19 protein-coding genes and 1 pseudogene are annotated in these 26,409 nt (G+C 63.8%); 9 read left to right on the plus strand and 11 right to left on the minus strand.

Annotation, left to right across the window (positions count from 1 at the left end):
- Positions 1-7: 7 nt before the first annotated feature.
- Positions 8-715 (plus strand): DUF2510 domain-containing protein, encoded by a 708-nt coding sequence (locus ACVT6V_RS02780; RefSeq protein ID WP_489898290.1) that lies wholly within the window; start codon positions 8-10, stop codon positions 713-715.
- A gap of 61 nt (positions 716-776) precedes the next feature.
- Here ACVT6V_RS02780 and ACVT6V_RS02785 read toward each other — a convergent pair whose 3' ends face one another.
- From ACVT6V_RS02785 to ACVT6V_RS02820, 8 genes are all read right to left on the minus strand, one after another.
- The gene (locus ACVT6V_RS02785) at positions 777-1,724 is read right to left on the minus strand and encodes a polysaccharide deacetylase family protein (protein WP_489898291.1); all 948 of its coding nucleotides are present in this window, start codon (positions 1,722-1,724) and stop codon (positions 777-779) included.
- Positions 1,717-3,747, minus strand: coding sequence for an amidase family protein (locus tag ACVT6V_RS02790; protein WP_489898292.1), 2,031 nt, complete (start codon positions 3,745-3,747; stop codon positions 1,717-1,719). The genes ACVT6V_RS02785 and ACVT6V_RS02790 overlap by 8 nt, the downstream gene beginning before the upstream one ends.
- On the minus strand, positions 3,744-4,532 hold the full coding sequence (locus tag ACVT6V_RS02795; protein ID WP_489898293.1) for an ABC transporter ATP-binding protein: 789 nt from the start codon (positions 4,530-4,532) through the stop codon (positions 3,744-3,746). The genes ACVT6V_RS02790 and ACVT6V_RS02795 overlap by 4 nt, the downstream gene beginning before the upstream one ends.
- Positions 4,529-5,425 (minus strand): ABC transporter permease, encoded by an 897-nt coding sequence (locus ACVT6V_RS02800; RefSeq protein WP_489898294.1) that lies wholly within the window; start codon positions 5,423-5,425, stop codon positions 4,529-4,531. Before ACVT6V_RS02800 ends, ACVT6V_RS02795 begins: the two co-directional genes overlap by 4 nt.
- Positions 5,422-6,465: an ABC transporter substrate-binding protein gene (locus tag ACVT6V_RS02805; RefSeq protein WP_489898295.1), complete on the minus strand. Its 1,044-nt coding sequence runs from the start codon at positions 6,463-6,465 to the stop codon at positions 5,422-5,424. The genes ACVT6V_RS02800 and ACVT6V_RS02805 overlap by 4 nt, the downstream gene beginning before the upstream one ends.
- A gap of 153 nt (positions 6,466-6,618) precedes the next feature.
- Positions 6,619-7,374: a FadR/GntR family transcriptional regulator gene (locus ACVT6V_RS02810; RefSeq protein WP_489898296.1), complete on the minus strand. Its 756-nt coding sequence runs from the start codon at positions 7,372-7,374 to the stop codon at positions 6,619-6,621.
- Positions 7,375-7,625: 251 nt separating this feature from the next.
- Positions 7,626-8,648, minus strand: a complete 1,023-nt coding sequence (locus tag ACVT6V_RS02815) for a hypothetical protein (RefSeq protein ID WP_489898297.1) — start codon at positions 8,646-8,648, stop codon at positions 7,626-7,628.
- The gene (locus tag ACVT6V_RS02820) at positions 8,615-9,433 is read right to left on the minus strand and encodes an RDD family protein (RefSeq protein ID WP_489898298.1); all 819 of its coding nucleotides are present in this window, start codon (positions 9,431-9,433) and stop codon (positions 8,615-8,617) included. Before ACVT6V_RS02820 ends, ACVT6V_RS02815 begins: the two co-directional genes overlap by 34 nt.
- Positions 9,434-9,854: 421 nt before the next feature.
- Between ACVT6V_RS02820 and ACVT6V_RS02825 the strand changes: the two genes are divergently transcribed.
- A complete protein-coding gene (locus tag ACVT6V_RS02825; protein WP_489898299.1) occupies positions 9,855-10,175 on the plus strand; it encodes a hypothetical protein in 321 nt (106 codons plus the stop codon).
- Entirely contained in the window at positions 10,175-12,451 is a 2,277-nt protein-coding gene (locus ACVT6V_RS02830) for a TPR repeat domain-containing protein (RefSeq protein WP_489898300.1), read from the plus strand. The genes ACVT6V_RS02825 and ACVT6V_RS02830 overlap by 1 nt, the downstream gene beginning before the upstream one ends.
- A gap of 1,511 nt (positions 12,452-13,962) precedes the next feature.
- Here the strand turns inward: ACVT6V_RS02830 and ACVT6V_RS02835 are convergent.
- Complete coding sequence (locus ACVT6V_RS02835; protein ID WP_489898301.1) at positions 13,963-14,085, minus strand: hypothetical protein; 123 nt, start codon at positions 14,083-14,085, stop codon at positions 13,963-13,965.
- A 95-nt stretch (positions 14,086-14,180) separates the two neighbouring features.
- Complete coding sequence (locus ACVT6V_RS02840; protein ID WP_489898302.1) at positions 14,181-15,833, minus strand: nuclease-related domain-containing DEAD/DEAH box helicase; 1,653 nt, start codon at positions 15,831-15,833, stop codon at positions 14,181-14,183.
- A 183-nt stretch (positions 15,834-16,016) separates the two neighbouring features.
- Between ACVT6V_RS02840 and ACVT6V_RS02845 the strand changes: the two genes are divergently transcribed.
- The 3 genes from ACVT6V_RS02845 to ACVT6V_RS02855 are packed head-to-tail and all read left to right on the plus strand — an operon-like array spanning position 16,017 to position 22,430.
- The gene (locus ACVT6V_RS02845; protein WP_489898303.1) at positions 16,017-17,642 is read left to right on the plus strand and encodes a sigma-70 family RNA polymerase sigma factor; all 1,626 of its coding nucleotides are present in this window, start codon (positions 16,017-16,019) and stop codon (positions 17,640-17,642) included.
- Positions 17,579-20,701 (plus strand): helicase-related protein, encoded by a 3,123-nt coding sequence (locus tag ACVT6V_RS02850; RefSeq protein WP_489898304.1) that lies wholly within the window; start codon positions 17,579-17,581, stop codon positions 20,699-20,701. The genes ACVT6V_RS02845 and ACVT6V_RS02850 overlap by 64 nt, the downstream gene beginning before the upstream one ends.
- Position 20,702: 1 nt before the next feature.
- Positions 20,703-22,430 (plus strand): DUF8724 domain-containing protein, encoded by a 1,728-nt coding sequence (locus tag ACVT6V_RS02855; protein WP_489898305.1) that lies wholly within the window; start codon positions 20,703-20,705, stop codon positions 22,428-22,430.
- A 627-nt stretch (positions 22,431-23,057) separates the two neighbouring features.
- Here the strand turns inward: ACVT6V_RS02855 and ACVT6V_RS02860 are convergent.
- Positions 23,058-23,207: pseudogene (locus ACVT6V_RS02860) on the minus strand (ATP-binding protein); the annotation flags it as partial.
- Between the two features lie 139 nt (positions 23,208-23,346).
- Between ACVT6V_RS02860 and ACVT6V_RS02865 the strand changes: the two are divergent.
- Genes ACVT6V_RS02865 through ACVT6V_RS02875 form a run of 3 tightly spaced genes read left to right on the plus strand, consistent with a single transcriptional unit; the run spans position 23,347 to position 26,370 of the window.
- Positions 23,347-24,414 carry a tyrosine-type recombinase/integrase gene (locus ACVT6V_RS02865; RefSeq protein WP_489895637.1) on the plus strand — a complete coding sequence of 356 codons (1,068 nt, stop codon included), beginning with the start codon at positions 23,347-23,349 and terminating at the stop codon, positions 24,412-24,414.
- Positions 24,411-24,722, plus strand: a complete 312-nt coding sequence (locus ACVT6V_RS02870; RefSeq protein ID WP_489895640.1) for a helix-turn-helix domain-containing protein — start codon at positions 24,411-24,413, stop codon at positions 24,720-24,722. The genes ACVT6V_RS02865 and ACVT6V_RS02870 overlap by 4 nt, the downstream gene beginning before the upstream one ends.
- A 22-nt stretch (positions 24,723-24,744) precedes the next feature.
- Positions 24,745-26,370, plus strand: coding sequence for a tyrosine-type recombinase/integrase (locus tag ACVT6V_RS02875; RefSeq protein ID WP_489897343.1), 1,626 nt, complete (start codon positions 24,745-24,747; stop codon positions 26,368-26,370).
- The last annotated feature ends 39 nt before the right edge of the window (positions 26,371-26,409 follow it).

A 26,409-nucleotide genomic window follows, 5' to 3' on the forward strand; every position in this document is an offset into this window, starting at 1 on the left:
CACGCCCATGACGAGTGGAAGTACTCCGGCAGGCTGGTACGACGACGGGCAGGGCGCCCTTCGCTGGTGGGACGGCACCCTGTGGACCGAGCACACCCAGCGGGCGGCAAGTCAAGGCTCTGGTGCCATGGCCGCCGCCTCGGCGGCGACCTCGGCCTGGACGCGCAACCTGCTGCACCGCGACGACCCCACCGCCGACCCCGACGCCGTCTGGACCGCCGTCGGTAGACCGGTCACCGGCATCGGCGGAGGCCGATACCGGCTGACCGAGAACTACTTGTTCTTCGAGAAGGGCACCCTCTCGACGAAGGCGCAACAGATCCTCACACATGAGATCCACGACGTCGACGCCTCGCAGACCATGACCCAGAAGGCTCGTGGTGTCGGCACCATCGTCTTGTTCACAGTGCGCAGCGGAAGCGGTATGCGTGAACGTGTGGAGCTCGTCGACATCGACAATTTCCGCGAAGGTGTCGCCGCGCTCAACCACGTCGCACATCAAGCACGCGGACGTCTGCGGACCCAGATGCAGACACAGCACGTCAACTACACCGGTGTTCCGGCCGCATCTGCGGTAACAGCGCCGCAGCCCGCGACGCCGGCATCGGCTGTCGACCTCAATGCGGAGCTCGCACGGCTGGTCGCATTCAAAGAGCAAGGCGTGCTCGACGACGAAGAGTTCGCGGCTGCCAAGCGGAAGTTGCTCGGGCTCTGAGTTCGATCCTGATTGTGGACGGCAGGTAGGCACGATTGCGTCCCGGTTACGGTCGCTCTCGTCATCGAGATACCTCCGCGGCAATCCGATTCACGGCGACTTCGTCTGCACACTCCTGATCCAGCCACCACCGGGCGATATCGACGCGTCTGGCAAACCACACCTGTGGCTGTGCGGCTGCGTGGTCGAGGAAGCGTCGGAGTGCCCGCGCCCGTGCCGGGCGACCGGCCAGCCGCAGGTGCAGGCCGACGCTCATCATGCGGGGTGTGTCGGACGGGTCGGCGAGTAACTCATCGAGTGTGTCGATGAGTTCGTCGCCGAACTGTCGTCCGGTCGACAGCCCCGGGGTGGTGGCGAAACGCATGTCATTGGTGTCGAAGGCGTACGGCAGCACCAGGTGTGGATGCCCGAAAGCGTGCTCGTGGTAAGGCAATTCGTCGTCGTAGCCGTCACTGTCGTAGAGGAAGCCGCCCTCCTCGACGATGAGGCGCCGGGTGTTGGGGCTGGTGCGTCCGGTGTACCAGCCGGTCGGTCGCTGACCGGTGGCGTCGGTGATGGCGGTGACGGTGCGGGCGATGTGGTCGCGTTCGGTGGCTTCGTCGACGTCGTGGTAGTCGATCCAGCGATAGCCGTGCCCGCACAATTCGTGGCCCCGTAATGCCATCTCGGCAGCGAGCTCCGGGTAGCGTTCGACTGCCATACCGCAGGCGAACACCGACGCGGGGACTCCACGCTCGTCGAGCAGGTCCAGCAGGCGCCACGCCCCGACGCGGGTGCCGAAGTTGTACATCGACTCGGTGCGCAGATCCCGTGCACCGACCCGCGGGTAGCCGTCAGCCACATCGCATCCCGCGTTCTCGGAGACCTCGTCGCCGTGCAGGATGCTGTGCTCGGCGCCTTCCTCCCAGTTGAGCACCACACTGACCGCAACGGACTTGCCGTCGGGCCATCGCCAGGTGGGTCGCCGGTCGGCATACCCACGCAGGTTCCGGGGGTAGGGCTCAGCCATGACGCGCCGCCTCGTGCGCCTGCCGGTAGGTCCGGTCGGTGGCGCCGGTGAGTCGCGCCGCCCACCACACGCTCGCGATGGCCGAGTCGACCGCATGGTCGACGGTGGTTGACACGTTGGTGGAGATCACCGCGACTGGTCGACCTTCGGGGCCCGCCAGCGCGCTGACCGTCGCGTCGAGATCGGCCTGCGGGATCTTCGCGTACTCGATGTTGCGGGTGATGCCGCCGGCTTTGTCGACCTCCACCACATAGCCTTTGGCGGTCAGCTGGTCGACGACGCGACGATGCACCGCATCCGCGTTCGGAGTGTACAGACCGATGCGCTGTGCACCCACGTCGGCGAGTGCGGCCAGCTGCGCGCGGTGGGTGGTCGACGTCGTGACGCCGGTGCGTGCGGCCATGGCTGCGGCGATGTCGTCGTCGGCCTGTTCACTCAGCCAGAATCCGGTGGTGCCCGCCCACATGATGGCGTCGCATTCGCAGTCGGCGAGCAGGTCTGCGGCGTCGGCCATGGTGTTCGGATCGAATTGCTGTGCGGCGCCGTCCCCCACCGACCGCACGCGCACCCGGGTGCACACCGCCGAGATCCCCAGTGCCGAGAGCAGTCCGGTGGAGTTGAGGAGCCGTTCCATGGTGGGGTTCGACGATGGGACGACGAACCCGATTCGTGGGGTGGTCACGCGGGACGCTCCCTTCCGTGTGCGACCGCCAAGGACCGCGGTGCCGGATGTTTCGGGTGCCAACCGCTCGGCCAGTGTGCACAGCGTCAGTTCCGTACCGACACCGCCGACCAGTTGCACGGAGATGGGCCGGCCGTCTGCGCCGCGTCCGGCCGGCATCGACAACGCGGGTAGCGCGGTCAGCGACACCGCACGCAGGTGTGCCATCAGCTGGTGGCCAGTCATCTCGGTGCCGTCAACCCGGATGTGTTCGGCGAAGCCGACAGCGCCCGTCGGGGCGCACGGCAGAATCACCGCGTCGTAGCCGGCGAGACGCTGACGCAGCCGCCGCCCGATCTGCGCGGCGGTCGCCCAGGCGTCGCGAACAGTGCTGTCCACCACGATGTCTCGTGGAGCCCCGTCGAGGACGGCGCGGGTGTCACTGCACAGCAGGTCTTCGCGGCCGCCGGCGAGTGCACGGACGGCGGCATGATCGTCCAAGCGCTGCCGCAGCAAGGCGTAGGTCTGCCACGCGTCGCGGAACAGGCCGTCGACCTCGTCGACCTGGAAGCCCCGGGCCCGCGCCTGATCGGCGACGGCGTCGAGAGTTGCCCGCACGTCGTCGCCGACGGGTGCGATCTCCGTTGCGGCGGTGATCAGGACGCGGCCACGTACGGCGCCGGTGGTGGTGGTGAGATCGGAGGCTGCGCGCAGCACGTCGGCGATCTTGCCCGGGGTGCGGGCCATCACGCCGGGCACCTCGAGGTGTCCCGCCAGCTGCCAGGGTGCGCGGCCGAAGCCGACGGGGTTGTCGCGGGTCGCCCCGAGGCCACCGATGCGGCCGTCCCGCGGGAGCACGTCGGGTCCGGGCCGCAACCCGTAGATGCCCACGGACTGGGCGGGCCAGCGGATGGAGCCGCCGTAGTCGCCGGCGATGGCGAAGTCCACGATGCCGGTGGCCACCGCGACAGCGTCGCCGCCGCTCGACCCGCCAGGCGACAGATCGGGGTTGTCTGGGTGCAGGACACGGCCGCCGAGGTGGGTGTCGGTGTCGATACCGAAACCGAATTCGGCGCAGTTCGTCTTCCCGAAGAACACCGCTCCGGCCCGCCGGACGCGGCTCACCGCGATGGCATCGACGTCCGGCCGGAAGTCGTCGAGGACGAGGCTGCCCGCCCGCGACGGTACCCCCGCGACGGCGAACAGATCCTTCACACTGAACAGGTCACCGTGCAACGCACCGCCGTCGGCCGTGGTGGCTTCGTGGCGCACAGCGTCCGGGTCGACGTGGACGAACGCGTTGGTCCACGAGTATTCCTCCCAGCTCGAGAGTGCGTGGGCGACGGTCTGAGTCGTCGTCACTGCACCCGCTCACGTTCTGCGCGGACACCGGCTTCGATGCGGTCGGCGATGGCCCGCCGCAGGCTGTTGAACTCGGGCGTGGTGGCGTCACGCGGGTGCGGCGAGTCGACCTCGAAGATCTCGGTGACCTGGCCGTCGGCCATCGTGGCGATGCGGTCGCTGAGGACGAGTGCTTCCTCGATCGAGTGGGTGACGAACAGGGTGGTGACCTGTCGTTCCTGCTGCAGCCGCACGGCGAGCTCTTGCATCTCGCGACGCACGTAGGCGTCGAGCGCGGCGAACGGTTCGTCCATCACGAGAACGTCGGGCTGCATCGCCAACGCGCGTGCGATACCGACGCGTTGCGCCATGCCGCCGGACATCTGGTGTGGATATCGCCCGGCAGCGTGTTCCAGGCCGACCTCGGAAAGCTGTTGTACCGCTCGCGCCTTGCGCTCCGATCGGGACAGCCTCAGGTGCCGCAGCCCTTCGGCGACATTACCGGCGGCGGTCAGCCACGGGTACAGCGTCGGCGCTTGGAACACCACGGCGCGGTCCGGGCCGGGTCCGCGGACCTCGTGATCGCCGACCCGCACGCTGCCCGAGTCGGGGCGTTCGAATCCGGCCAGCAGGTTGAGCAGGGTGGTCTTGCCGGTGCCGCTCGGCCCGAGCAGCGAGAAGAACTCGCCCGGCTTGATGTCGAGGGTGCAGTCGGCCAGCGCGGTGGTGCACCGTCCCTTCTGCCAGTATTCCTTGGTCACGCCGTGCAGCGTGACCGACGCGGACGTGGTGGTCGGGGTGGTCATGCTCGTACTCCTGTCGCGGTGTGCCAGCGCAGCGCCGAGTTGGTGATCGCGCGTAGCGCCATATCGGTTGCCAGACCGCAGATTCCAAGGACGATCATGGCGGCGAACACACCGGGGTAGTCGAGGTAGTTGTAGCAGTTCCAGATGGTGTAGCCCAGGCCCGAGTGCACGGCGAGCATCTCGGAGGTGACGGCCATCATCCAGGCCAGGCCGAGGCCGATGCGCAGGCCGCCGACGATGCCGGGCAGCGCCGCGGGCAGCACCACCGCGAAGGTGGTGCCCCATCGGCTGCGGCCCATCATGCGGGCGGCCCGCACCAGATCCCGGGACACCCCGGATACCGCCACCGTGCTCGACGCGGCGATCGGGAACACCGCGCCGAGGATCACGAGGAAGTAGTTGGTGACCGACCCGATGCCCAGGATGACAATGCACACCGGAATCCAGGTGGTCGGCGGCACCGGCCCGAGGATGCGCATGGTGGGTGTGAGAAGTTCGTCGGCCCAGCGGGATACGCCGATCAAGAGGCCGAGCAGGACGCCGATGACGGCGGCGGACAGGTAGCCGATCGCGACGCGTTCGAGGGTGGCGGCGATGTCGACCCACAGCTTGCCGCTGTAGAACATGCCACCCTGCGAGCTGGTCGCCCAGTCGTTGAGCGTGGCCAACACCATCGACGGTGACGGGATCAGCGCCTTCGGGAAGATCTCGGCGCGCACCACCAGCTCCCATCCGGCCAGGATGAGGATCGGGACGATCGCGCCAACCACGATGCGGCGCAGCATGGTTGAGGTGGAGCCGGTGTTGCGCCGTACGTTTCGCGGTGTCGGTGTGGGGATCGGTTCAACGCCGGTCTGTGGCTGCGACTCGGTCAGCAGCATCGCCTCGCTCATTGTGCGTCACCCAGGGCCTGCGCGGGTTGCCCGGTGGCGCCGGCCAGCATGGAGTAGTTGACGTGGTCGCGGATCTGCTGGTCGGTCAGCGGCGCGGGGATCAGTTTCTGGGCGTACATGGCGTCGGCGATCGCCTTGATCTGGGTGAACGGCATCTCGATGCTCGGTGACAGTTGCGGCATGGCCTGGTTGATCGCCGCTTCCGGGACGTTGGTGTACTTCTTGATGGCGTTTACCCAGTCCTGCTGTCCCTCTGGGGTCTTCAGGTAGGGCACCAGATCGCGCATACCTTTTGCGACGGCCTTGACCTGGTCGGGCTGCTGGTCGAGGTAGTCCTGGCTGACCACCACGACGTTGGTGAGGTCACCGGCGGCCTGGTCGTAGGGGTAGTCGAAGTGCTGACCGAACTTCTGGTCGAGGATCTCGGCGGCGAACGGCTGGGCGGGGATGGCGGCGTCGACCGAGTGATTGGCCAGCGCCTGGCCCATGCCCTCGTAGGGCACGTTGGTCATCTCGACGTCGTTGTTGGCGTCGATGCCCTTCGTCGGCAGTTCGAGCCGCAGTTCGATGTCCTGCACGGTGCCGAACTGCGAGGCGATCTTCAGCGGGTGCCCATCGGTTTTGGCCTTCTTGACCGCGTCGGTGAATCCGGCCCAGTCGCCCTCTTTGAGACCCAGTTCAGGGCTGACGACGAAGTCGGAGCCACCGTTGACCTGTCCGCTGATCGCGACGATCGGCAGGCCCTTGGAGATGAGGCTGACCAGTGCGGTGTAGTCGATCTGGCCGACGTTGATCTTGCCGGACGCCAGACCGGTGCTCAGGTCGGACAGTTTGGTGAAGTTCTGGTAGGTGACGTTCTCGCCCGGCATCTTGTCCGGCAGCAGTGACATGGACAGGCAGTGGGCGCACTGGGGTGAGGCCACCACGATCTCGTCGGTGGGTGCATCGCTGCCGCAGGCGGCGACGAACGCGGTGGATGCGGCGATGGCGGTCGCGGCCAGGGTGGTGGTGAGTCGTCGGGTGATTCGTGCTCGGCGCATGGGTGCGCTCCTCCATCTCGGGTGATGACGTGATCCGGCGTGAGCCGACGTCTAAGACGGTAGGGAGGCGCGTTTGCCCGTCCGTAACGCGAAAATCAAGCTTGATTACGCAAGTGGTCTTACCAATTTTGCCTGCGGCGGTTTAGCGGATGGCTACCCACGTCGCCGGCGTGCCCGCCCGATACGTCGTCCGTCGCCACCGAAGAGGTCACCGCCGATGCGGCACAGGTGGTCTTCCATCGCCTCGGCGGCACGGTCCTCGTCGCCGAGCGCGATGGCGTCGAGGATCAGGCGGTGTTCGTCGGCCTGCACGTCGGGCTGGTTCGTGGCGGTGCTCGATCCGTTGAGCAACGTCCACATCGGGTGGGAGGCGACGTCGACGAGTTGGCGGGTCATCCCGGCGATCACCGAGTTACCGCAGTAGCCGGCCAGTTCGGAGTGAAAGGCCTGGCTGAGCTGGAAGTAGTTGCCGAATCCCCGCTGATGTGTCGAGGTGGCGCCACCGGCATCGGAGGCGTCGATCAGGGCATTCATCCTGCGGATCTGATCGAGATCCAGCCGTCCGGCGCACATCCGCGCCATCGTCGGTTCCAGCTGCAACCGGGCCTCCAGCAGGTCCTGCGGTGTGGCGTCGAGAAGTCCGAGTGCCGGGTTCTGCATGTGATGGCCGCGCTCGGTGACGTAGCAGCCGGAGCCGCGACGGATCTCCACGATCCCGAAAAGTTCCAGCGCGAGTAGGCCGTCGCGAACCGTGGGACGCGACGTACCGCATTCGGCCGCGAGGTCACGCTCGTTGGGCAGCCGGTCCCCCGGGGTGAGCCGGCCGGCACTGATCGCCGTGAGCACCTGGTTGACCACCTGCATGTACTTGCGGCCACCGCCGGGCACCTGGGGCATGATCTCGGGCACGGGATGAGGGTAGTTGGTCTGACCAGTGGGTGCTGGGTGGTGATGCGACCACGGCACCGGTCGGTGGTCGCGAGCGGTCGATCGTTCCCTCACAACCCAGCAGCCATGTCGTATCCGCTTCTCGCCACAGTCGTGGGTCGACCGGCTGCACTGCGGGTCCTTCACGTTGATTCTTCAGTTCGACCGCCGATTCGCGTACTCGCGCTATAGAAGGTCATCTGTCGCATGCGCGCAGGCTCCCGGGCTCAGTATCACCAGTCCAACGGCATCGGAACATCTTCGGCACCCGGTATCCCGGCCACGAATGTCTCGGTCAGCTCGCGCCAGGATAAATTCAGGAGAAACGATGTCGCGCTGTCGTCGGAACCTGTTGAGTAGAAACGTGTGTCGTCGTCTCGGTGGTACGTCGACGCCTCAAATCCCCGCGCACCGGCGGTGCGCGACTCCGCCCACCCTGGTGCCGTCCCCCTGCTCAGCCACCGCACGTTCACAACATCGAGATGCCTTGACCGACAATCATTTCTGGTGGTTCCTGCCACGAGTGTCCCGACGAAGTATCGTGCTGCGTCGTCGAAGTGTCCGAAACTGGCGGCCGTGCGCTCCGGATACGTGTCGCCGCGGCTCCGCCCGCGTGTCCGCAGGCTGTACCCCGACCCGTCACGCAGAATCCAATAATCCCGATACCCGTCGGAGTCCTCGGCATTCCCGGGGCCGCGCGGAATCATCACCCGCTCAGCCTGGACGTAGGGCACTCCGAAGAGAGGAGCCTTCGAATGCAGCTCACCTCGGTCCACGAGCATCAGTTGCAGAGCCGACCAATAGGTCATGGCTGCAATAAAATCCGGCAATCCGTCGGGATGATCCTCGGTCGAATCGGCACGTCGATGGCCGGTACCGCCGGTGAGGAAGTCGGCGACCGGCGGCGGCACGACCTCCGCAGGTATGAGGAGACGTCGCCCACGACCCGGCACCACCTGCAACGCGGTGCCGAGGTCTCGACACCGTCGAACCTGGTCAAGCCCGACATCGAAATACCACCCACCAAAACCGAATCGGATGCGGTCAGCCTTGTACACAGCCGACATCCACGGCTTCGCCCGAAACCGCATCCGCCACACTGCCGGGACCGCCCAGAACATCGCGAGCACTGAAGGTACGGGCGCGAGGACGAGGCCGACGAATGCGGCAAAGACCAAGCCCAAGGACGTTTCGCCGAACACAATGGCCAGCACCATCGGCATCACCGCGACGAGACCTGCGATCGCGACATGCATCGGGACGTTGCCACGCAACGCCGCCCGCCCCATTCGGCGCGGTAGATCGTTATCCGCATGGGCGTGCAGTTCGTATTGCAGCGTCGGAGGAATGCCGGCGCCCAGGGCGGGTAGGGACTTGCCGACAGACCGGACGCGCGGCAACGCCACGTCATCGACACCGGCAACGTCGGCATGATCCACATCGTTTGGTTGCTCACGACTGCGCATCGCCGCATTATCCGGTGCGATGAAGCACGCAGGACCCATCGCATCGCAACTGCTTCGATGTCGGGGCGATGATTGCGTCGTCGAAATCCAGGGAGGCTGGGGTGTTGCTGGTCGAGACCGCCGCACGTCTCTTGACGGAATTCGATCAGGCGATCGACAACAGAGTTACGCGTACTCACCACGGTCTTGCACACGCGATCCGCAATCGACTTGTGTTGGGCCGCATCACCGGCCGCGATGAACAAACGGATCAACGCGAAGAGATCCACGATATGCACGACGAGCCGCAGGAGTCCGCGACCGATACCGATGTAGCTTCCGTCTGTGTCGTTCACGACCTCGATGTGGACGATGCGCTTGCCGAGCGATGCGCCGCGGGTGCCCTGAAGGACGCCGACGTTGTAGACGCCGAGCAGGAGCAGCACGAACAATTGAATCGGCCAGACGTAGCCGATGCTGTCGTTGAACGCGGCAGCGACGAGAATCGCGACGATGCCCGTCACGAAGAACGCGGCAAGGAAGAACGCGACATCGATGACAGCGGCTGTCAGGCGCAATCCGATCGACGCGATCATGCCTGCCGGCCTTGGTGTCATGTAGCAGGCTTGTCCCGGAGTCGCCACGGTCTCAGAGCCTTCCATCCGTCGAACGGGTTGATCGTCCCGAGGATCTTATCGAGAGGGGCGCGGCTCCCGGCTCGACTCCCAGCGTGTACCTGAATCGGGTGCACCGCGGCACGATCCGGATCTCGTTCACCATGGGCGAGGGCGACGCCTCGAAGAATCCTGGGTTCATATCGCCGTTCTCCTGCTAACGCGTGTGTTGATGGGCGAGCTACGCGCTTGAGGTGTCCCGGGCTTGAGTCACATTCAGGTGGGTGGAACCGGATACGGACCGCGTACGTCCAAATGGGGAAGGCGTTTGTGAACTTCGTCAGCCCAAGGCGCTTGATGTCGGCTGACCTGGTATGAAAGCAGTTCGGGGGAAGGACACACAGTGACGGATTTCCAGGTCGATCCAGCAGAGCTCCGTGCAGCAGGTACGCAGATCGGGAGCAGCCACACCGGCGCGGACTCACCGGCGACGACCGCGGCTCCGATCCGCAAGGGTGCAGCGGGTCTGAGGGGCACCGACACCGCCCGCGCGCTCTCTGCGGCGGCGGGTTCAGCCGAATCCGCGGTACAAGTCGCGCAGGCACGGATCGGCGCGTGGGTCTGGGTCCTCAACGAGTCTGCAAACACGTTTGACGGTACCGATGAGCAGAGCGCGGAACGCCTCAAAGCACTCGGCGACTTCAATCGAGCACCCGCCCACTGATGCGACCCACGCGTTCGCAGGTCGACGGCTTCGACTTCGGCAGTCTTCCCGCAGCCGCACAGGCCGTCGACACCCTGGGTAGTCATATCGAAAAGGATGGCGAGAACATCCTCCGGACGATCTCGGGCATGGACTGGTCAGGCAAAGCGCGCGACTCGGCCGACACTCGGGCGGGTGCCGAGAAGATCCAGTTCACCCGCGCCGGTGCCGCTCTCGAAGACCTTTCGACTGCAATCGTCAACGGGAGTGCGTCGATGTCGCACATCGCTGACCGGCTCACTGCAGACGCGGCCGGATACGAGGGCGACGGCTACTCGGTCTCGGATGACTGGACAGTCACCGACGCCTACAACTACGGACTGGCCACCCTACTCACCTCCGGCGATACGGAAGCGCAACGGCAACTGGAGCGCCTACGACGGGAGCGAGCCAATGCGGCCGCAAATGCCACCGCTGCGTTGAATCGCCTGGCGTCTGAGTTCGACCACGCGGACAGCGCGTGCGCAGGTGCGATCGACTCGGCAAGCACCGATGCCAGTGCACTGGCGCCGGTGTCGTCGGCCCTGGGTGGTCCAGTCGCTGACCGAATCGCAGCGAAGCTCGCCGAAGGCCAACCACTCACGTCGTTCGAGCGCCGGGTTCTCGAAGAAGGCACCTCGCTGAGGCCCGACCAACTCGAAGCTCTGCGCAATGGCGGCAGCGCCACGCTGTCGCAAGGTCAGTACGACTTCCTTCGAGAACTGACAGGTGAGTTGGACGGGAAGTCGATGGACTCCGTCCTGGACATAGGTGAGGGTGCACAGCATGGTGAGATCCAGAACGATCTTGCCAACGCGATCCAGATACTCGGCATCCCCAACGTCCGGACTGATGCCGGCGATCACGGCGGTATGGACTCGCTGCCTGCGAGTATTCGAACTCTGCTAACCACGAATATGGTCGCCGGCACGAATCCCTCGGTCGCAGAGCGCCTCTTGGTGGGTGGGAAGCGTCGTGTCGAGAATTTGGATGAGTTCCTCAAGATGACCGACTTCGTGGGCCAGAGTGACGAGAACCTGCGCCTCGGTTCAGATGTCAACCGCGGCATTCTCAAGCCGGTCGCCGAGATCTCGAGTGTGGGCGAATCGCCAGGATCTGGGAACAACATGTCGGCCGCAGGATATGACTTGGCTCTTGACAAGGCACTAGCGGCAGCGGCAACTGATCGCATTGCGTCGCACGATTTCATCACAGGCGCCAACATGGACGTAACCTGTGATAACGGCGGGCGCTACAACGCAGGCATCCATCTCAACGGTCTGGTAACCCAAGAATGGGAACACGGTAGTACTGGTCTACACAGACTGTTCGACTGGGTTGGGGACGAAGCAGATTCCGGGAACCCATTTCAAGCGACGATGGCGCGCGACGCCGCGAGCTCGCTGGGACATTATCTCGGATCAACCGGAGATCTGGGCGCCAACGAGGGTCTGGGTGTGCGGAACCCTGAGATGGCACGAATATTCGCTGATGCGATGAGCCCGTATCTGGGTGACTTCAGCGGAATCAACGAGACCAGCGGCGGGATTTACACGTACGGTGCCGACAAACTCTCCCCTGGAGAGTTGGAAAACATCTTCCGCTCGGTCAACACCGACGGCGAGGCGGCCGCAACCCTGAATTCTTCAGCATTCAAATGGCAGAATCTGATGGCCGTTCATTATGGGCTGGATACGTACCAGAGTTCACTGGCCGAATCTGCCGGCGTGCTGTCGCAAGCAATGACCGATGGGAATGGGCACTCAGTAGATTTCCTGTCAGATTCGCAGTTCGAGGAGCGGATGCGGGTCTACAACAATCAAATGCAGGTCTTCGGTACGGTCAAAGACGCGACCGGGCTTCTTCCGTTCGGCGCCCAGACGCAACCGCTGATGCAGCAGCCACTCGCTGACGCGATTTTTGGTGAGCAACCGGTGCGGGAAGACGCAGCCAACCAAGGCAACGACCCAACATGGGTGGCTCAGCTCAATGACCCGAAAGTACAGCAGTACTACCAGTTCTCGGGATACGTGGGTGCCCATCCGGAGCTGAGGCAAGAACACCCAGAATGGTTCGATTCGTACGGCGAGCCAATCTGGGACAAGGTCAAGGACGATGGCCAGTGGACAGCGCTCATGACAGACGTGTCCGATCGCTGGCAGGACGACTTTGAACGTGGCCAAGACCGGCCGGATTGGCCCGCAGGTCCTGATAACGCGAAACCCCGGAACCCCAATGATCCCGCCCACAAGCCATGATCGCGCTTTCCCGAATGAGGGCTTGCAACAGGCGTCTTCGCCGACGATCCGCGCTCCTTTTGCTGATCGTCAGTGCCACCACCACCGTTCTGCCGGCCTGCACCACCGGCAGTGCCACAGACTCAGCTCAACCAAGTCACGTCCCGACCGCTACGGATTACCCTATTGTCTGGCTCGACACCCCAAACCTCGATTTAGACAGTAGCGATGGCACGTTTGTTCGCGCCATGGCGGAATCCTGGTACATGCGTGAGCAACTGGGCCCTGACGCCTACTTTCCCGGGTTCCGAACCGCAGCCAACACCGCTTATCGGACCTGGGAGTCGATAGGCCCGAGGTACGATCCACCGCACACCGTGTATATGTGGGCAGCGCCGTTCTCGGACCGAGCGCCAACGAATGACAGATTTTTAAACCCGGGTGCCGAGATCGGCGGCGCGTCCGTGTGCATGTTGTCGCCTGATGTCGACTTCGATCCAGGAGGTATGATTTACAACTTCCGTCGCATAGGCCAGCAACCACCTACTAACCAGCACGGCCCCTTACCAGCCCCAACTCGCAATGTCTTTGGCGATTGGAAGGTCCTGGACTTTACCGATCCGACTCAGGCACTCGCACAGTGGTGCAATGAACCCCCAGAAGAATTGCCACGTGATGTCCACACGACGAGACCCGGCTGGCCGTCCGCGAGTATGTGATTCCAAATGACTGCCAATAGCTACCATTTTCCACCGCACATCCTCGCCGCGCTGCGTGCACCTGAGGGCACCACTGCCGACGAGATCTACGCGCGATTTCCCGAGGCCGCGCCACGGCAGCACACTCCGAGGGGAGTGGAGTCTCCCGCAGACGACGCTGACTTCCGAGCTAGGTACCAAGACGCGGTCGACGACTGGCACGACCGAAACGGTTGGCAGAGAATGCCACATCACGTCGCGCAGCAACTTGCCGATCAAATCCGCACCGACATCGCCTGGGAGCGCAGGAGCCACCGGTAGCACGAGTACCTCAACATTCACGCCAGGCCGCGGGCAGCGACGCCCGCCGTCATCGCCGCATGACCCGCACGTGGTCACTCATGGACGCTTGCAGGCTGTTCCTGTCCTGATTCAGAGTGCATCCAGGCGTTCTGCGAGTTGGCCGGAGTGGATGAGTGACCGCAAGATGTGGTGGCCGAGGTTGCGAAAGCCGGCCAGACATCCTTCCCCGCGGACATGCCAAGTCAGCATTTGCACGGCGCGTTGGCCGCCGCGGTCCGATCGTCTACGACACGGACACCGTCGCCGCCATCGCGGACGGATTGCAGGGCGTCGGGTGGGGCCTCGTATCGATCGTCTGCGTCCTCATCCCTCGCTACCTGAGGATCAACGCCAGTTCTCCTCGCCAAAGTGGTGGAGCGACCGGATGCAACGCGAGTTCTTCACAGCGGCCCTTCGGTACGACCACGGGTTCGCGTGCTCGCGGCCACAGGAGATCGTCACCACTTGCACGCCAGAATCCAGGGCTCGGTATCACCAGTCCAACGGCATCGGAACATCTTCGGCACCCGGTATCCCGGCCAGTAGGACAGCCGACGGGGCATCGTCATCGACAACATCCGCGAAGACGTCGCCGCGCTCAACCTTGTGTCGCATCACGCACGTGCACGTCTGCGGACGCAGCACGGCAACTACACCGGCGAGAGCCGTCACCCTGTTGGACACGCCGGGCGCCGATTGCCGCCTCCCCCTCACACCCCCAACCTCCGCGCCACATCCGCTCCCCCGACCTCCCGCACGAACTCCGGATCCCCGCACACCACCAGCTGATCTCGCGCCCGCGAAAGCCCCACGTACAGGCGTTCTCTCGACCGGTCACGGGGTTTCGACTCGTTGAGCGCCAGTACGATGACCCGCCGCTCTAGGCCCTTGAAGCCCAGGACGTGTCCGTAGAACACCTGCTCGTCGTCCCAGAAGGTGTCCCAGTATGAGATGTTGCCGGCGTCTTGACGCTCCTTCTGTTCGGGATGGCGGCTACCGGTGGTCAGCAACGCGATGTCTTCGGGACGCCAGCCCTCGTCGAGGAGTAGGTCGATCTGATCGTCGGCAGCATCCATGGCCGCGTCCGAGTGGCATGCGACGAACCGGACATCGGGGCCGTCTCCGCCGTGAAGTTGCATACGGTGATCGGCGAGCGGGCTGAAGGCCGTGGCGATCTGGCGGGTGTTGCGCAGGTTGTGGTCGAGGACGAGCGGCACCAACGGGACCGGTGGCGAGCCCTGCCGATCGAAGACTCGTTGCGCCTGGTCGCTGAACAAGTAGATGCCGCCGGCGTCCAGGTCTCGCAGGCAGGCCAGCATCGGCTTCCACCACTCGTCGGCAAAGTCCTGCGCCTCGTCGACGACAATCGCATCGAACCGGTGGCCCGGCGAAAGCTGTTCAGCAAGAGCAAGCATCTGGTGCGGCAGGGTCTTCTCCCAGAACTCGGCGGTCTCCTGGGTGCGTTCCTGTTCGTCGGGGCCCTCCGCGGCACCCCATCGGATACCCAGAGCGTGGAACTCGCCGACGTAGGCCGGCTGATCCCGCCGCTTCCATGTGGCGGTGATGCGTTCGAGGTAGGAGGCGAGGCCGTGGGAGTAGCAGACCAGCGCGACCCGCTGGCCCGCCCGCGAGAGCCGCCGGGCCTGTTCGAGCGCCAGGAACGTCTTGCCGCTGCCCGCGCCGCCGCGGATCTCCACCCGCGAAAGCTTCTCGATCGCACCGAGGATGACGGCCTGGTGCGAGGTCAATGCGTCTGCGTGGTCCTCGTTTTCGAGTGCCCGGGCCACGACGTCGCGTTGGGGGAGCCCCCGACCACTCAGCGTGCTGCGGAGTTGGGTCATACCGGTCGTGTCGATGGTCGGCAGGTCGCCGCCTTTCTTGAGCAGCACGTTGCGGACCAGCGGCATGAGCTGATCGAGCTGGGTGCGGTCGATGATCTTCCACCGTGGGCAGTCCGGCAGTGAGAAGTCGGCGGGCACCTCGGAGTGCGGCAGCACCACCATGTGGTCCCAGCGGATACGGCCCTGCGTCCACTCGGGATCGTCCTCCACATAGTTCCGCAACGCGTAGCACGCGCCTCGCGCCTGCTCGACCGGGTCGATCCGCTTCGGCGGCTGCCCGGCACGCGACTGCCACCAGCATCCGTCGTCGTGCCACACCTCGCCGCCCTTGACCTCCAAGCACATGATGCCGGCACCGTCGATGGCCACCACCATGTCGATCTCGTGATCCTTGGCGTGGTCGGTGACGCGCTGGCCGTGGATGATCAGATCATCATCGAGGAGCTGCTCGGTGAGCAGCTTCCAGATGGCTTCCTCGCTGGTGGAGGCGAATCGGGGTTGCGACGGGACTTCGTGGGGCACGGGGTGACGGTAGCGCCTGTGGTCGAATATCGCCTTTAGTTGGAGATGAATCAACCGAAGTTCGCGTCGGAGTATCTTCCCGTTTGTGGTGAAGCACGAGAAACGGATCCGGTAGCCCGCTGTCAGTACCCCGGGTTAGCATCCCTTCCACAGATGTCGACGAGGACGGTGAAAGAGGTGAGAATGGGGTTCGATCTCGACTCAGTCACCTTCGACGAGCTCGTCGCTCAACTGGAACAGCTGTCCGAGGAACTCGGCCGGGAGCTGCGGATCGACGAGATCCGCGGCTACCTGCGAACTGAAGGAATCGATCCCCAGGTCCTTGGCAAGATCGTTTCGCGGTCAAAGCAGGGACCAGCCAGCGCGGGCCCGGCCTCCAAGAATGTCCGAAGAGCTGACGAGGAAAATCGCGCTTGCTCCGATATTACTTCGCTGCCTTCCTCAATTGACTCATCGGACACATCAAGCGCTATCGAAGGCCCAACAGGTGCGGAGCTTTCAGCACTGGAGGAAGAGATAATCGCGGTGCCGGCCGGCTCAGAGGAACTTGAGCTGGCGATCGAAGATCTAGAAGATGACTGGTACCGGCAGGGAAAGTCGCTGACGTACGACGACGTCTTGCGACTTGCAACAAAACGAGGCTTCACGCCTGATCAGATAGAGTACATATCCGACCGACTGTCGGCCGCCGGGATCGCAGTCAAGCAGTCGAAGAAGGAGTCGGCGGGCATTCGCGATGCTCTCCACCTCGACGACGAAGGTTTCAAGCCCGAGATTTCGCGCTCCCAGACGAGGCAGCTAGACGGGCTTGGCCGCTACTTCGCTTTGATTGGCCGGAGCCCTTTACTTCGCGCCGACGAGGAAGTCGAACTTTGGCGACGCATCCATGCAATGCAGCAAATCAAAGACCAGCTCACAGCAAATCCCCTGAGCCCAGTCCGGCCGAGCATGGTCAAAGCCATGAAGAGCGGTAAAGCTGCCCACGATGAGCTCGTGTGCCGAAACCTGCGACTAGTAGTCTCGATCGCCCGAAAGCAAGTGAGCGACAGCGCTGGTCTCGACCTGGAGGACCTCATCCAAGAGGGGACCATCGGCCTCATTCGTGCGGCAGACAAGTTCGACGGATCGAAAGGCTATAAGTTCTCTACATACGCAACGTGGTGGATTCGCCAAGCAATCAGCCGGGCGATCGCCGACAAGGGTCGAACCATTCGAATTCCAGTGCACATGTACGAGAAAGTCGTTTCTGTTCGACGTCGTGAAGCAGAACTCACGATGACGCTGGGGAGGCTTCCTTCCCTCGCAGAACTCAGCGAGCATGCAGGGTACGACCTCGCCACGGTTGCGGCAATCCGCGATCTAGACAAGAGCATTGCTTCGTTCAGTGCGCCGGTCGGAGGCGGCGACTCGACGCTCGGCGACCTGTTGGCCGACGAGTCTGAGTCCGCCGTCTCGACCGACCCAGCTCAAGTGATAATCGATGACCACTGCGCTAGCGAGGTGGATTCCCTGTTAGAGAACGCTTTGTCGCCTAGAGAGGTCCTGATCATGCGGCGTCGGAACGGCTTTGACGGCAAATGCGAAACGCTCGACGCGATTGGCCGTGATATCGGGGTGAGCCGGGAACGCGTCCGCCAGCTCGAGAACATGTCACTTGACGCTCTCCGCGTCCACTCTCTACTTCGACCTCTCTACGCCTACCTCCTGGACGACTACCGCGTAGACCGGCCCAAGCCGCGCGGCGGATGGCCGACGGCCACGAAATCAAAGAAGAAGTCGAACACAAGAAAGATTATGCCCAAGAGATGAGTGAAGCACTCGCACAGACCTACGCAGAGGCGTGCACGAGGTTCGTAACCTGGCTCGACCAGAATGTGACCTCCGAAGCACGCGGCGACCACCTCGATACACTCGACGTTAGTCCATCGGCCACGTTCTGGATGGGGCGCTTGGCGTGTGAAGAAGAAGTGAGCCAGAGCGAGATCGGTGACCGGGCTGAGCGACTCGACCCGTGCGCGATCGGCATCCGCATAAAGCCCGAACTGGATGGTCCGTGGACTCTCCAGGTCCGCGTTGAACTCCGGGCATGGATCAAGGATGCAGCGAGCGACCTGTGGCGTAAGCTCGACCCAATACAGCTAGACAAAGCGATAGACGTAGGCCCAGATGGAGTTACGGCTGCACGGTCTGAACTTGCGCAGCTGTTGGTGGCGTCAGGAGCGGCAGGATTGGCCGCCGAGATCCGCGTCGACGTCGAAACCCATGCAGCTAAACCTGAACTCGTGGTCCAACTCGTCAACACCACTCCGGCATCGGGTCGCCCCAAGGCCGATGACACACACCTGTATGAAACTCGGCTCGCCATCGGCGGTGTGGAGTGCAGCCCTTTCGTCCTGGAAGCGCTCCCTGACAGCTTCAGGTACGACCGAGCGGTAGATGCCTACGGACTCAACGTTGGCGTCGAGCGCGACCCCCGGCCGGGCTACGACTTCGTCACCACCGACAACGTCATCGTCGACACCAGGCGACCCGTATACTGGAACAGCTCCGACCCGCAACCAGATCTGTCCTTCCAGACGCTCAGCAGCGATCCCATCCCGTCGCTCACACAGCTCGTCGACTCGCTTGAGCGATGGAACAAAAAGCACTGGGCCACGTCAGCGCTCGATGAACTGTCCGCGGAGTACCACTGGTCGCAGGACATGCGAGCTGAGGCAGCCGCAGCGGCCGCTGCGGCTCGTTCGGAATGTGACCGCCTTCGCCGGGGGCTCGCTCTACTCGAGAAGGACGCTCAGATCTCGCGGGCCTTTCGCTTGATGAACCGCGCAATCGCACACAGCAGCCGCGGAAAGTACCCGTCCTGGCGGCCTTTCCAGATCGGATTCCTGCTATCGGCCCTTGAGTTCCTCGACAACACCAACGACGACGACCGGGATGTCGTCGACACAGTGTGGTTCGCCACCGGTGGCGGTAAGACCGAGACTTACCTCGGCCTCCTCGTGACAGCCGCATTCCACGATCGGCTGAGCGGCAAAACCACGGGCGTGACAGCATGGTCTCGCTTTCCGTTGCGGCTCCTCAGCCTTCAGCAGACTCAACGATTCGCTGATGCTATCGCCGGAGCCGAACTCATCCGCCGCGCCGAAAACATCCCAGGAGACCCCTTCTCCATCGGATTCCTGGTTGGCAAAGGAGGCACACCAAACAGGGTGGTGAAGGACTCTTCTGGGGACGATCCAGACCCCGAGAGCCCTGGCATGCCCGACCAGTACCAGGTATTGCTCGATTGCCCTTTCTGCTTCCAAGAAACACTGCGAATGCGTTTCGACCGCAAGGTGTGGGTCCTCGACCACCGGTGTAATAACGACAAGTGCCCGTGGCCGGAGCGTGCACTCCCCTTTTACATAGTCGACACCGACATCTACCGCTTCCTGCCAACGGTCGTACTCGGCACACTCGACAAAGCCGCCAGCATCGGTATGCAGCAGGCAATGCGTGGCCTCGTGGGTCCGCCGGTCTCCAAATGTTCAGAACCGGGTCACGGCTACACCTACTCACCGCGAAGGAGCCGACCCAATGGATGCCTGGTCCCGGATTGCAGCGGCACTTATGTTTCGCTTCCGATGGACGAGCGGTTGTTTGCACCCTCCCTGCGCTTACAAGACGAGCTGCACCTGTTGCGCGACAGCCTCGGTGCAGTCGACAGCCATTACGAGAGCCTTCTGGATCACCTGCAAGAACAGCTCGGCGGACGTAAAGCCAAAGTCGTCGCCAGTAGCGCGACATTGAGCGGCCACGCGAAGCAAATCGAGGTCCTCTATCGGAGGACTGGTCGGGTCTTTCCGCAGCAGGGTGTCCAGGCGGGGACATCGTTCTGGTCGACAACGAGTTCGAGTCCATTGAGACGATTCGTGGCGGTCGCGCCACGCGGAGTCACACTGGACCACGTGAGCGACCGCACCGTCAGCATCCTGCAAGAATGCGTGCGACGGATGGTCAGCGATCCACATTCAGTGTGCCTCGAAACAGGGATCGAACCGCAGTTCGCAGAACGCCTGATCTCCGACTATGGAACCAACACCATCTACGGCACAACGCTGTACGATGTCGAGGCAGCTGATCGCAGTCTCACAAGTAATACCTCGGTTGGCACGCTCAACAGCGTTCAGCTGACTGGACAGACTGACTTCGACGAGGTCCGTCAGATCCTCGCACGGCTCGAGGCGCCGGAGTCAGATTTCCAAGAACGCATCCACGCAATCGCTGCGAGTTCCATGCTGAGTCATGGTGTCGACGTGTCCCGACTGAACACCATGGTGATGCTAGGGCTTCCGCTCAGCGCGGCTGAGTTCATCCAGACGACCGCACGCGTCGGCCGCACCCATCCCGGCCTCGTGTATGTCCTTCACAAGATCGGTCGCGAGCGCGACGCTCAGACGTTCAGACACTTCCCGAAGTTCGTCACACAAGGCGACCGCTTCGTCGACCCTATTCCCATCACGAGAAGGAGTCGCCGGGTCCTCCAGCTGACGCTTCCGGGAGTGATGGAAGCGCGACGATTGGATCTGTGGGAACCAAGCAGTTTATCGAAACGGTTGACAACGCTGAAGACCCTTCGTGATTACATCGAGCAGACCCAGACTGGTCCTGCCTCGGAGAAGGCGCTCATCGCAGAGGCACTTGGATTCTCGGACGAATCCGACCCCCTGCTCACAGCGGAGATCTCGGAATGGCTCGACACATGGTTCAGGAATCTTGACGACCATGGTGCCGATTTCAAGTGGCCGAGCGATTTGTGCCCCAACCGCCCGATGACGTCGCTCCGAGATGTCGAATCCACCGCCCCCATTTTCGAGAGGAGAGCCTGACATGGTCGACCTGACACGCAGGAGCGGAAGCCAGATTCTCCGAACCTTCTTGCCGAACCAGACCGCCGACATCAAAGGCAACATCTACAAGGTGTCCGATTGGTCGAGCCCAGCCCAATTGCGGGTCGATGAACAGTCGGTTCGACGTTCATTGCTGCGCGAGATCCAGCCGTGGACGAAGGCTGGCGAAGACGGCGGACTGGCAAGCGACCTCTACAGCCTCAAACCGATCAAGGTCGTCGAGTTGGAAGCTGACAATGGAGTTGCCGTTGAACGCTACCCGCGAATCTGGCTTTGTCCTGCCTGCAAGCGAATCGGCAGGGACTCGACGAAACGATGCCCGTGTGGATCGTCGCGGTGGGGGCAGCTCCACTTCCTTGGCTTTCATCAGTGCGGCGCGGTCGTGGAACCCCGAATCCAGCGTTGCCCCGCCCACGACGAGGTCATGATGGTCAGCCCCAAGTCAGCGAAAGCGGCGGACATCCGATTCGCTTGCCCGATCTGCAAGACGACGACTATGTCCGGTCTGGGATTCATGAGATGCCAGTGCGGGGGCGGCAACATCACGTGGAATGTGCACAAAGCCAGGTCGGTCTACACACCACGCGGAATGGCGATGATCAACCCAGCCTCGCCGGAGAAGCTCCAAGCCATCCTCGGACCAGGAGGCTCCGGTCGAGCACTGGCCTGGGTCGTTGAGGGTATGTCTGCGGGCGATCCGATGAGCATGGCGGCAATGCCCACCAAAGAGGAGTTCATCAACAACCTGATGAGCACTAACGGCTTCACCAGAGAGCTCGCGGAAAGCATGGCCGCGCAGGCAGAGGCTGCCGGTCAGGTCGGCCAGTCTCCCGTATCGGCCGCGCTGGCCCAGCTGACCGATTCACAACGCGACGCGGCCGGACATGACGCTATCTCAATTGCAACTGCAACCCACGATTCGCGCACTCCTTCAGCACAATTGGAAGCGCCGAGCGGCAGCGATCTCGCTGCGATCTACGCCACTCGCTATCCCGCTGCGCTCAAACGCGCCGGACTGTTGGAAGTCGACCTAGTCGAGCGCTTCCCCGTTCTGAATACGATGTATGGCTACACCCGTGGCGGCAATGGACTCGGCGAAGACCGCCTCTGTACGTTCCGCGACAAGCGCGGTGGATACCGCCTCTACGGGGATCTTTCGGAGACCGAGGCGCTGTTGTTCCGTTTGGAACCCGTGAAGACCGCTCGGTGGTTGGAGGGACGCGGCCACGACCTGGGAACGTGGGACACCAACTCTGCCATCAGTGCTCGAGCGGCCATCTTGCGCGTCGCGTCCATCCCGCCGCCTGGTGACCAGCCACCGGTCGCGACGGCTGGAAGCGATCTCCTCGAGCTCATGCACTCGTACTCTCATCGGCTGATGCGCCTGACCTCTGTGTACGCCGGAATTGACCGCGACAGCCTGAGCGAGTTCCTACTTCCACTGCATCTGGGCTTCTTCATGTACGCGACGCCTAAAGGCGACTTCGTCCTCGGCGGGATGCAGAGCGTGTTTGAATCGAACCTGGACGAACTGCTCAACGCGTTCGTGAGCGCGGAAAGGCGTTGCCCGCTGGACCCCGGCTGTTCCCGAGGCTCCGGTGCATGCAGCGGTTGCCTGCATGTAGGAGAGCCGTCCTGCCGGCTCTTCAACACCTACCTCAGTCGGCAGGCGTTGTTCGGCCCCACTGGATACCTGGATTCCTTGTGATTTCAACGACATTCATGGGCGGAGACAAGAGTGCCACGTGATCGCGACTGGTCCAGCTCCGAGGTCGAACTGTGCGTCGCCGACTACCTCCAGATGCTGACACTCCAGATGAATGGCCAGCGATTCAGCAAGAGACAACGTGCCGTTGAACTTGCAGAAAGGCTCGACGACCGCAGCCGGGCGTCCGTCGAGTTCAAGCACTGCAATATCAGCGCGGTGATGACCGAGCTCGGCTATCCGCTGGTCACGGGATACAAGCCACTGGCCAACTACCAACGTCTTCTGATCGAAATCATCGAGCAACAGCTGAATACCAATGAGTCAGTACACCAGGCTGTACAGGCTGCCGTAGAACGACCAGCCATCCCCGTCGACATCGTCTTCGACCAGAAGGTGTGGGTGAAAGCGCCGAACGCGCGGCAGAACTCAGACAAGCACGCCGAAGCGCTGAGAATGTTCAGCCCAGTGCGTCGCGACTATCTCGCCCAGGAAGCTCGGAATAGTTCGCTTGGCAAGGCCGGCGAGCTCTACGTGGCCGTGTCGACGGTCACGAAATTCCCCAGGGGTTTCTGTCACGTAATTCCCCACGTTCGGGTGTGCTGTGGCCAGCGTAGCTGGCGTTGGTGGTCAGCGGGTCTTGGCGGTGCGTCCGGGTCGTTTGCGGGGCCGGTAGGACGGTCCGTCCATCAGGATCTGGTGGCTGGTGTTGATGAGCCGGTCGAGCAGGGATTCGGCGACGACGGGGTTGGGAAACAGCGGGTACCAGTCATATGGGGCTGGCACTTGTTCGTCTCGGGGGAAATGTGCTGCTAGCTGGGCTTTAGGGCGCTCTGCGTGTCCTCCCTGTTTTCAAGGTGGGATCGAGATATGTTAGGTGCTACCTGAACCAGTTAAGTGGGAAGAAGGTGTGCCGGCGATGGAGGGTCTGCGGGTGATTTCCGGTGGCGCCGTCCCGGTCGAGCCGGTCGTGGCCGATCCTGCTGTGTTTCAACAACAATGCGTGGATGCGTTTGTGGCGTCGTGGCGGGCGCGGGGGTTCAGTCCGGTGACGATCGACAATGATGTCGGGTTGTTGGAGCGGACGTTGTCGGCGTTGGGGTGTCCGGCGTGGGAGGTCACCAGCGAGGACGTCGATCGTGTGGTTGGGGAGTTGGCGGTGGCGGGTCTCTCGGCGGCGACGCGGCGTGAGTACGTGCAGATCTTCAAGGGGTTCCATCGGTTCTTGCAGACCCGGAAGGCGGCCGAGATCGAGGCGGCGTTCGGGGTGCGGTTGGTGTGTCCGATCGACGAGTTCAACGCGTCGCGGCATGTGGGGGACGATTCGCCGGCGGTCGCGCCGCCGCCGAGTCCGGAACGGGTGGGTGAGTTCTTCGAGTTCTTGAAGTCCAGGATCGCCACGGCCCGCAAGTATGCGCCGGCGGCGCGGGACTACGCGATGTTCCGGACGCTGTATCACGCGGGTCTACGGTCGGAGGAGGCGTCGTTACTGGAGGTCGCCGATGTCCATTTCGGGCGGGGACCGTTCGGCAAGCTGCATGTGCGGTTCGGGAAGGGGGCGCATATGTCGGGTCCGCGGCCGCGGTGGGTACCGATGCTCGATGGGTTGGACGTGTTGTTGGGCTGGTTTCTGGCCGAGGTGCGGCCCAAGTTTCCCGACTCGGTGGTGCTGTTCGCTGACGAGTCGGGTGGTGCGTTGCATCGTGGCACGATCCGCAACCGGCTGCGGTATCTGATGGAGTTGGAGGGTCGGCCGGCGGTGGAACGGTTCAGCCCGCACGCGCTGCGCCGGGCGTGCGCCACGCACAATTACGAGCGTGGCGTGGATTTGGTTGCAATACAACAGCTTCTGGGTCACTGGACGGTCGGCTCGACGATGCGGTATGTGCGTCCGTCGGCGACGTTCATCGAGGACGCCTACCGGCGTGCGGTCACCTCGACGTTGGCCGAGCTCGGCGCGGAGGACGCGGAGGACGCAACGGTATGAGGATCCGGTGGCGGTTGCGGATGGCGGCGGCCCAGCGTGAGGTGTGGACCGCGACCGAGTTGCGGCGGTTGCTTGCGGAGCGAGCGGGGATGCAGATGTCGGCGGCGTCGGTGTCGGCGCTGTTCACCAAGGAACCCAGCCAGGTCAAGTTGTCGACGCTGATCGCGCTGTGCACCGCACTGCAGTGCACCCCCGATGACCTGTTCGAGATCGACACCGCGCCGGTCGAGCAGCCCGCTGAGGCGGCCCGACCGGTCAGCTCCGAGCCGGCGGCCACCGTGCGGGGCCGGTCGATGCCGCCGATGTGAGCACACGACCTGGAGCGCGGGAATGGGTAAGCGGCAACGTGATTGCGTCGAGTGTGGCGCCCCGGTCGGATACCGCGACCGCGAGCACTGCTGCCGCTGTATCCGCCGGATACGCGCGCAGCAGGCGAAGGAGCGATGCCCGGGCTGCGCCCGTGACCGGGTGCTGTTCGCGGCGACCGGCCGCTGCGCGGTGTGCTCGCGCCGCTGCGCTGCCTGCGGCAACCCGACCCGATTTCGTGACGAGCCGTTGTGTCGAGGGTGCCGCAGACGCGCCGAGCGCGCCGCCGCGAAGTCGCTGTGCCCGCGTTGCGGCAAGCCCGGCTATCTGCGGGATTCGACCGGGTGGTGCGGGCTGTGCTCACGTCCGGGCCCGGCCAAGGACCCGCCCCGGATCTGTGTGTCCTGCGGCCAGCTCCGTCGCCACGTCGGACATGGCCTGTGTTCTCGTTGCTGGCAGCGCAACCCGGACCGGCCGTTCGTGCGGGGCGAGACCCTCGCCGCCCGGCTCGCCGAGCCGCCGGACTGGCTCGAGGACTTCGTCGCGTATCTGGCCGCCCGGCATTGCCCGGCTCGCGCAAGCGGACTGATCACCACGCTGGCTCGGCTACTCGACGACGACCACCCCAACCATCCGCAGCGTGTGCTCGAGCGGGCCCGCCGGCCCGGCCGGTCGATGGGAACGCTGGCCCGCGCGCTGGAGACGTTCTTCACTGACCGCGGCCTGGCGATGGCCACCGACCAGCCCGAGCGACTCGCCGCCGACCGCCGGCAGAAACGGATCGATGCCGTACCACCCGGGATGCGTTGTGCAGCTGCAGATTTTGCCGAGTCGATGCTCCGTGCCCGCGAACGTGCGCGGCGGGCACATACCCGGCCCCGCGCCGACCGCACCATCGAGACGGCGTTGGCGATCGTCCGAGATCTCGCGGTCTTCCTCGATTCCCAACGCGGCAAACAGGATTGGGCTCTCGTCGAGGTTGCCGACATCGAAGCGTTTCTCGCCGCCTCACCGAACAACCAAGCACGCCGGCTGACGGTTCTACGCCAATTCTTCCGCTTCGCCCACACCAGCCACGTGCTACTCATCGACCCCACCAGCGGCCTATCCGCGAAACGCTACCGAGCGTTTCGCGGCCCCACCCTGACGATCGACCACCAGCGGGACCTGTTTCGGCGCTGGAGCACCGATACCGACACCCACCCCCATGAGGCCCTGATGGGGCTACTGGCCCTGTTGCACGGCGCATCCAACCGCGAAGTACGCACACTGCAGATCGATCACATCGACGACGGTGCTCGATCGATCCGGCTCGGGCAGCGACCACACCCGGTACCACTGGACCCGGTCAGCTGGGCCGCTCTGCAACGCTGCCTGGCCCACCGCGACCGACTGCACACCGACAACCCGCACTTGCTCGTCACCCGCGGCACCAAGGCCGACCGACGACCCGCCTCCGAGGCCTACCTGACCCATTTGCTCGACCCGTGCGACGTGTCGCCCAAGCTGCTGCGCACCACCCGCCTGGCCGATCTGGTCAACACCCTCGACCCGAAACTCGTCGCCGCGGCCTTCGGCATGCGACCCGAAGGCGCGCTGATCTACCTCAACGACCACGTCGACCCAGACCGACTACCGCAGCACACCTGACGATCCACACCCGAACCCGTGCAGTTTCGGTGCCAGTGC

The organism is Gordonia sp. LMA167, from assembly GCF_058130025.1.

Excerpts from the sequence above, each read along its gene's own strand:
- ACVT6V_RS02780 (WP_489898290.1), top strand. The coding sequence starts at position 8 with ATGACGAGTGGAAGTACTCCGGCAGGCTGGTACGACGACGGGCAGGGC.
- ACVT6V_RS02785 (WP_489898291.1), bottom strand. The coding sequence starts at position 1,724 with ATGGCTGAGCCCTACCCCCGGAACCTGCGTGGGTATGCCGACCGGCGA.
- ACVT6V_RS02795 (WP_489898293.1), bottom strand. The coding sequence starts at position 4,532 with ATGACCACCCCGACCACCACGTCCGCGTCGGTCACGCTGCACGGCGTG.
- ACVT6V_RS02800 (WP_489898294.1), bottom strand. The coding sequence starts at position 5,425 with ATGAGCGAGGCGATGCTGCTGACCGAGTCGCAGCCACAGACCGGCGTT.
- ACVT6V_RS02805 (WP_489898295.1), bottom strand. The coding sequence starts at position 6,465 with ATGCGCCGAGCACGAATCACCCGACGACTCACCACCACCCTGGCCGCG.
- ACVT6V_RS02815 (WP_489898297.1), bottom strand. The coding sequence starts at position 8,648 with ATGCATGTCGCGATCGCAGGTCTCGTCGCGGTGATGCCGATGGTGCTG.
- ACVT6V_RS02820 (WP_489898298.1), bottom strand. The coding sequence starts at position 9,433 with ATGATCGCGTCGATCGGATTGCGCCTGACAGCCGCTGTCATCGATGTC.
- ACVT6V_RS02830 (WP_489898300.1), top strand. The coding sequence starts at position 10,175 with ATGCGACCCACGCGTTCGCAGGTCGACGGCTTCGACTTCGGCAGTCTT.
- ACVT6V_RS02835 (WP_489898301.1), bottom strand. The coding sequence starts at position 14,085 with ATGCGACACAAGGTTGAGCGCGGCGACGTCTTCGCGGATGTTGTCGAT.
- ACVT6V_RS02845 (WP_489898303.1), top strand. The coding sequence starts at position 16,017 with ATGGGGTTCGATCTCGACTCAGTCACCTTCGACGAGCTCGTCGCTCAA.
- ACVT6V_RS02850 (WP_489898304.1), top strand. The coding sequence starts at position 17,579 with ATGGCCGACGGCCACGAAATCAAAGAAGAAGTCGAACACAAGAAAGAT.
- ACVT6V_RS02855 (WP_489898305.1), top strand. The coding sequence starts at position 20,703 with ATGGTCGACCTGACACGCAGGAGCGGAAGCCAGATTCTCCGAACCTTC.
- ACVT6V_RS02865 (WP_489895637.1), top strand. The coding sequence starts at position 23,347 with ATGGAGGGTCTGCGGGTGATTTCCGGTGGCGCCGTCCCGGTCGAGCCG.
- ACVT6V_RS02870 (WP_489895640.1), top strand. The coding sequence starts at position 24,411 with ATGAGGATCCGGTGGCGGTTGCGGATGGCGGCGGCCCAGCGTGAGGTG.
- ACVT6V_RS02875 (WP_489897343.1), top strand. The coding sequence starts at position 24,745 with ATGGGTAAGCGGCAACGTGATTGCGTCGAGTGTGGCGCCCCGGTCGGA.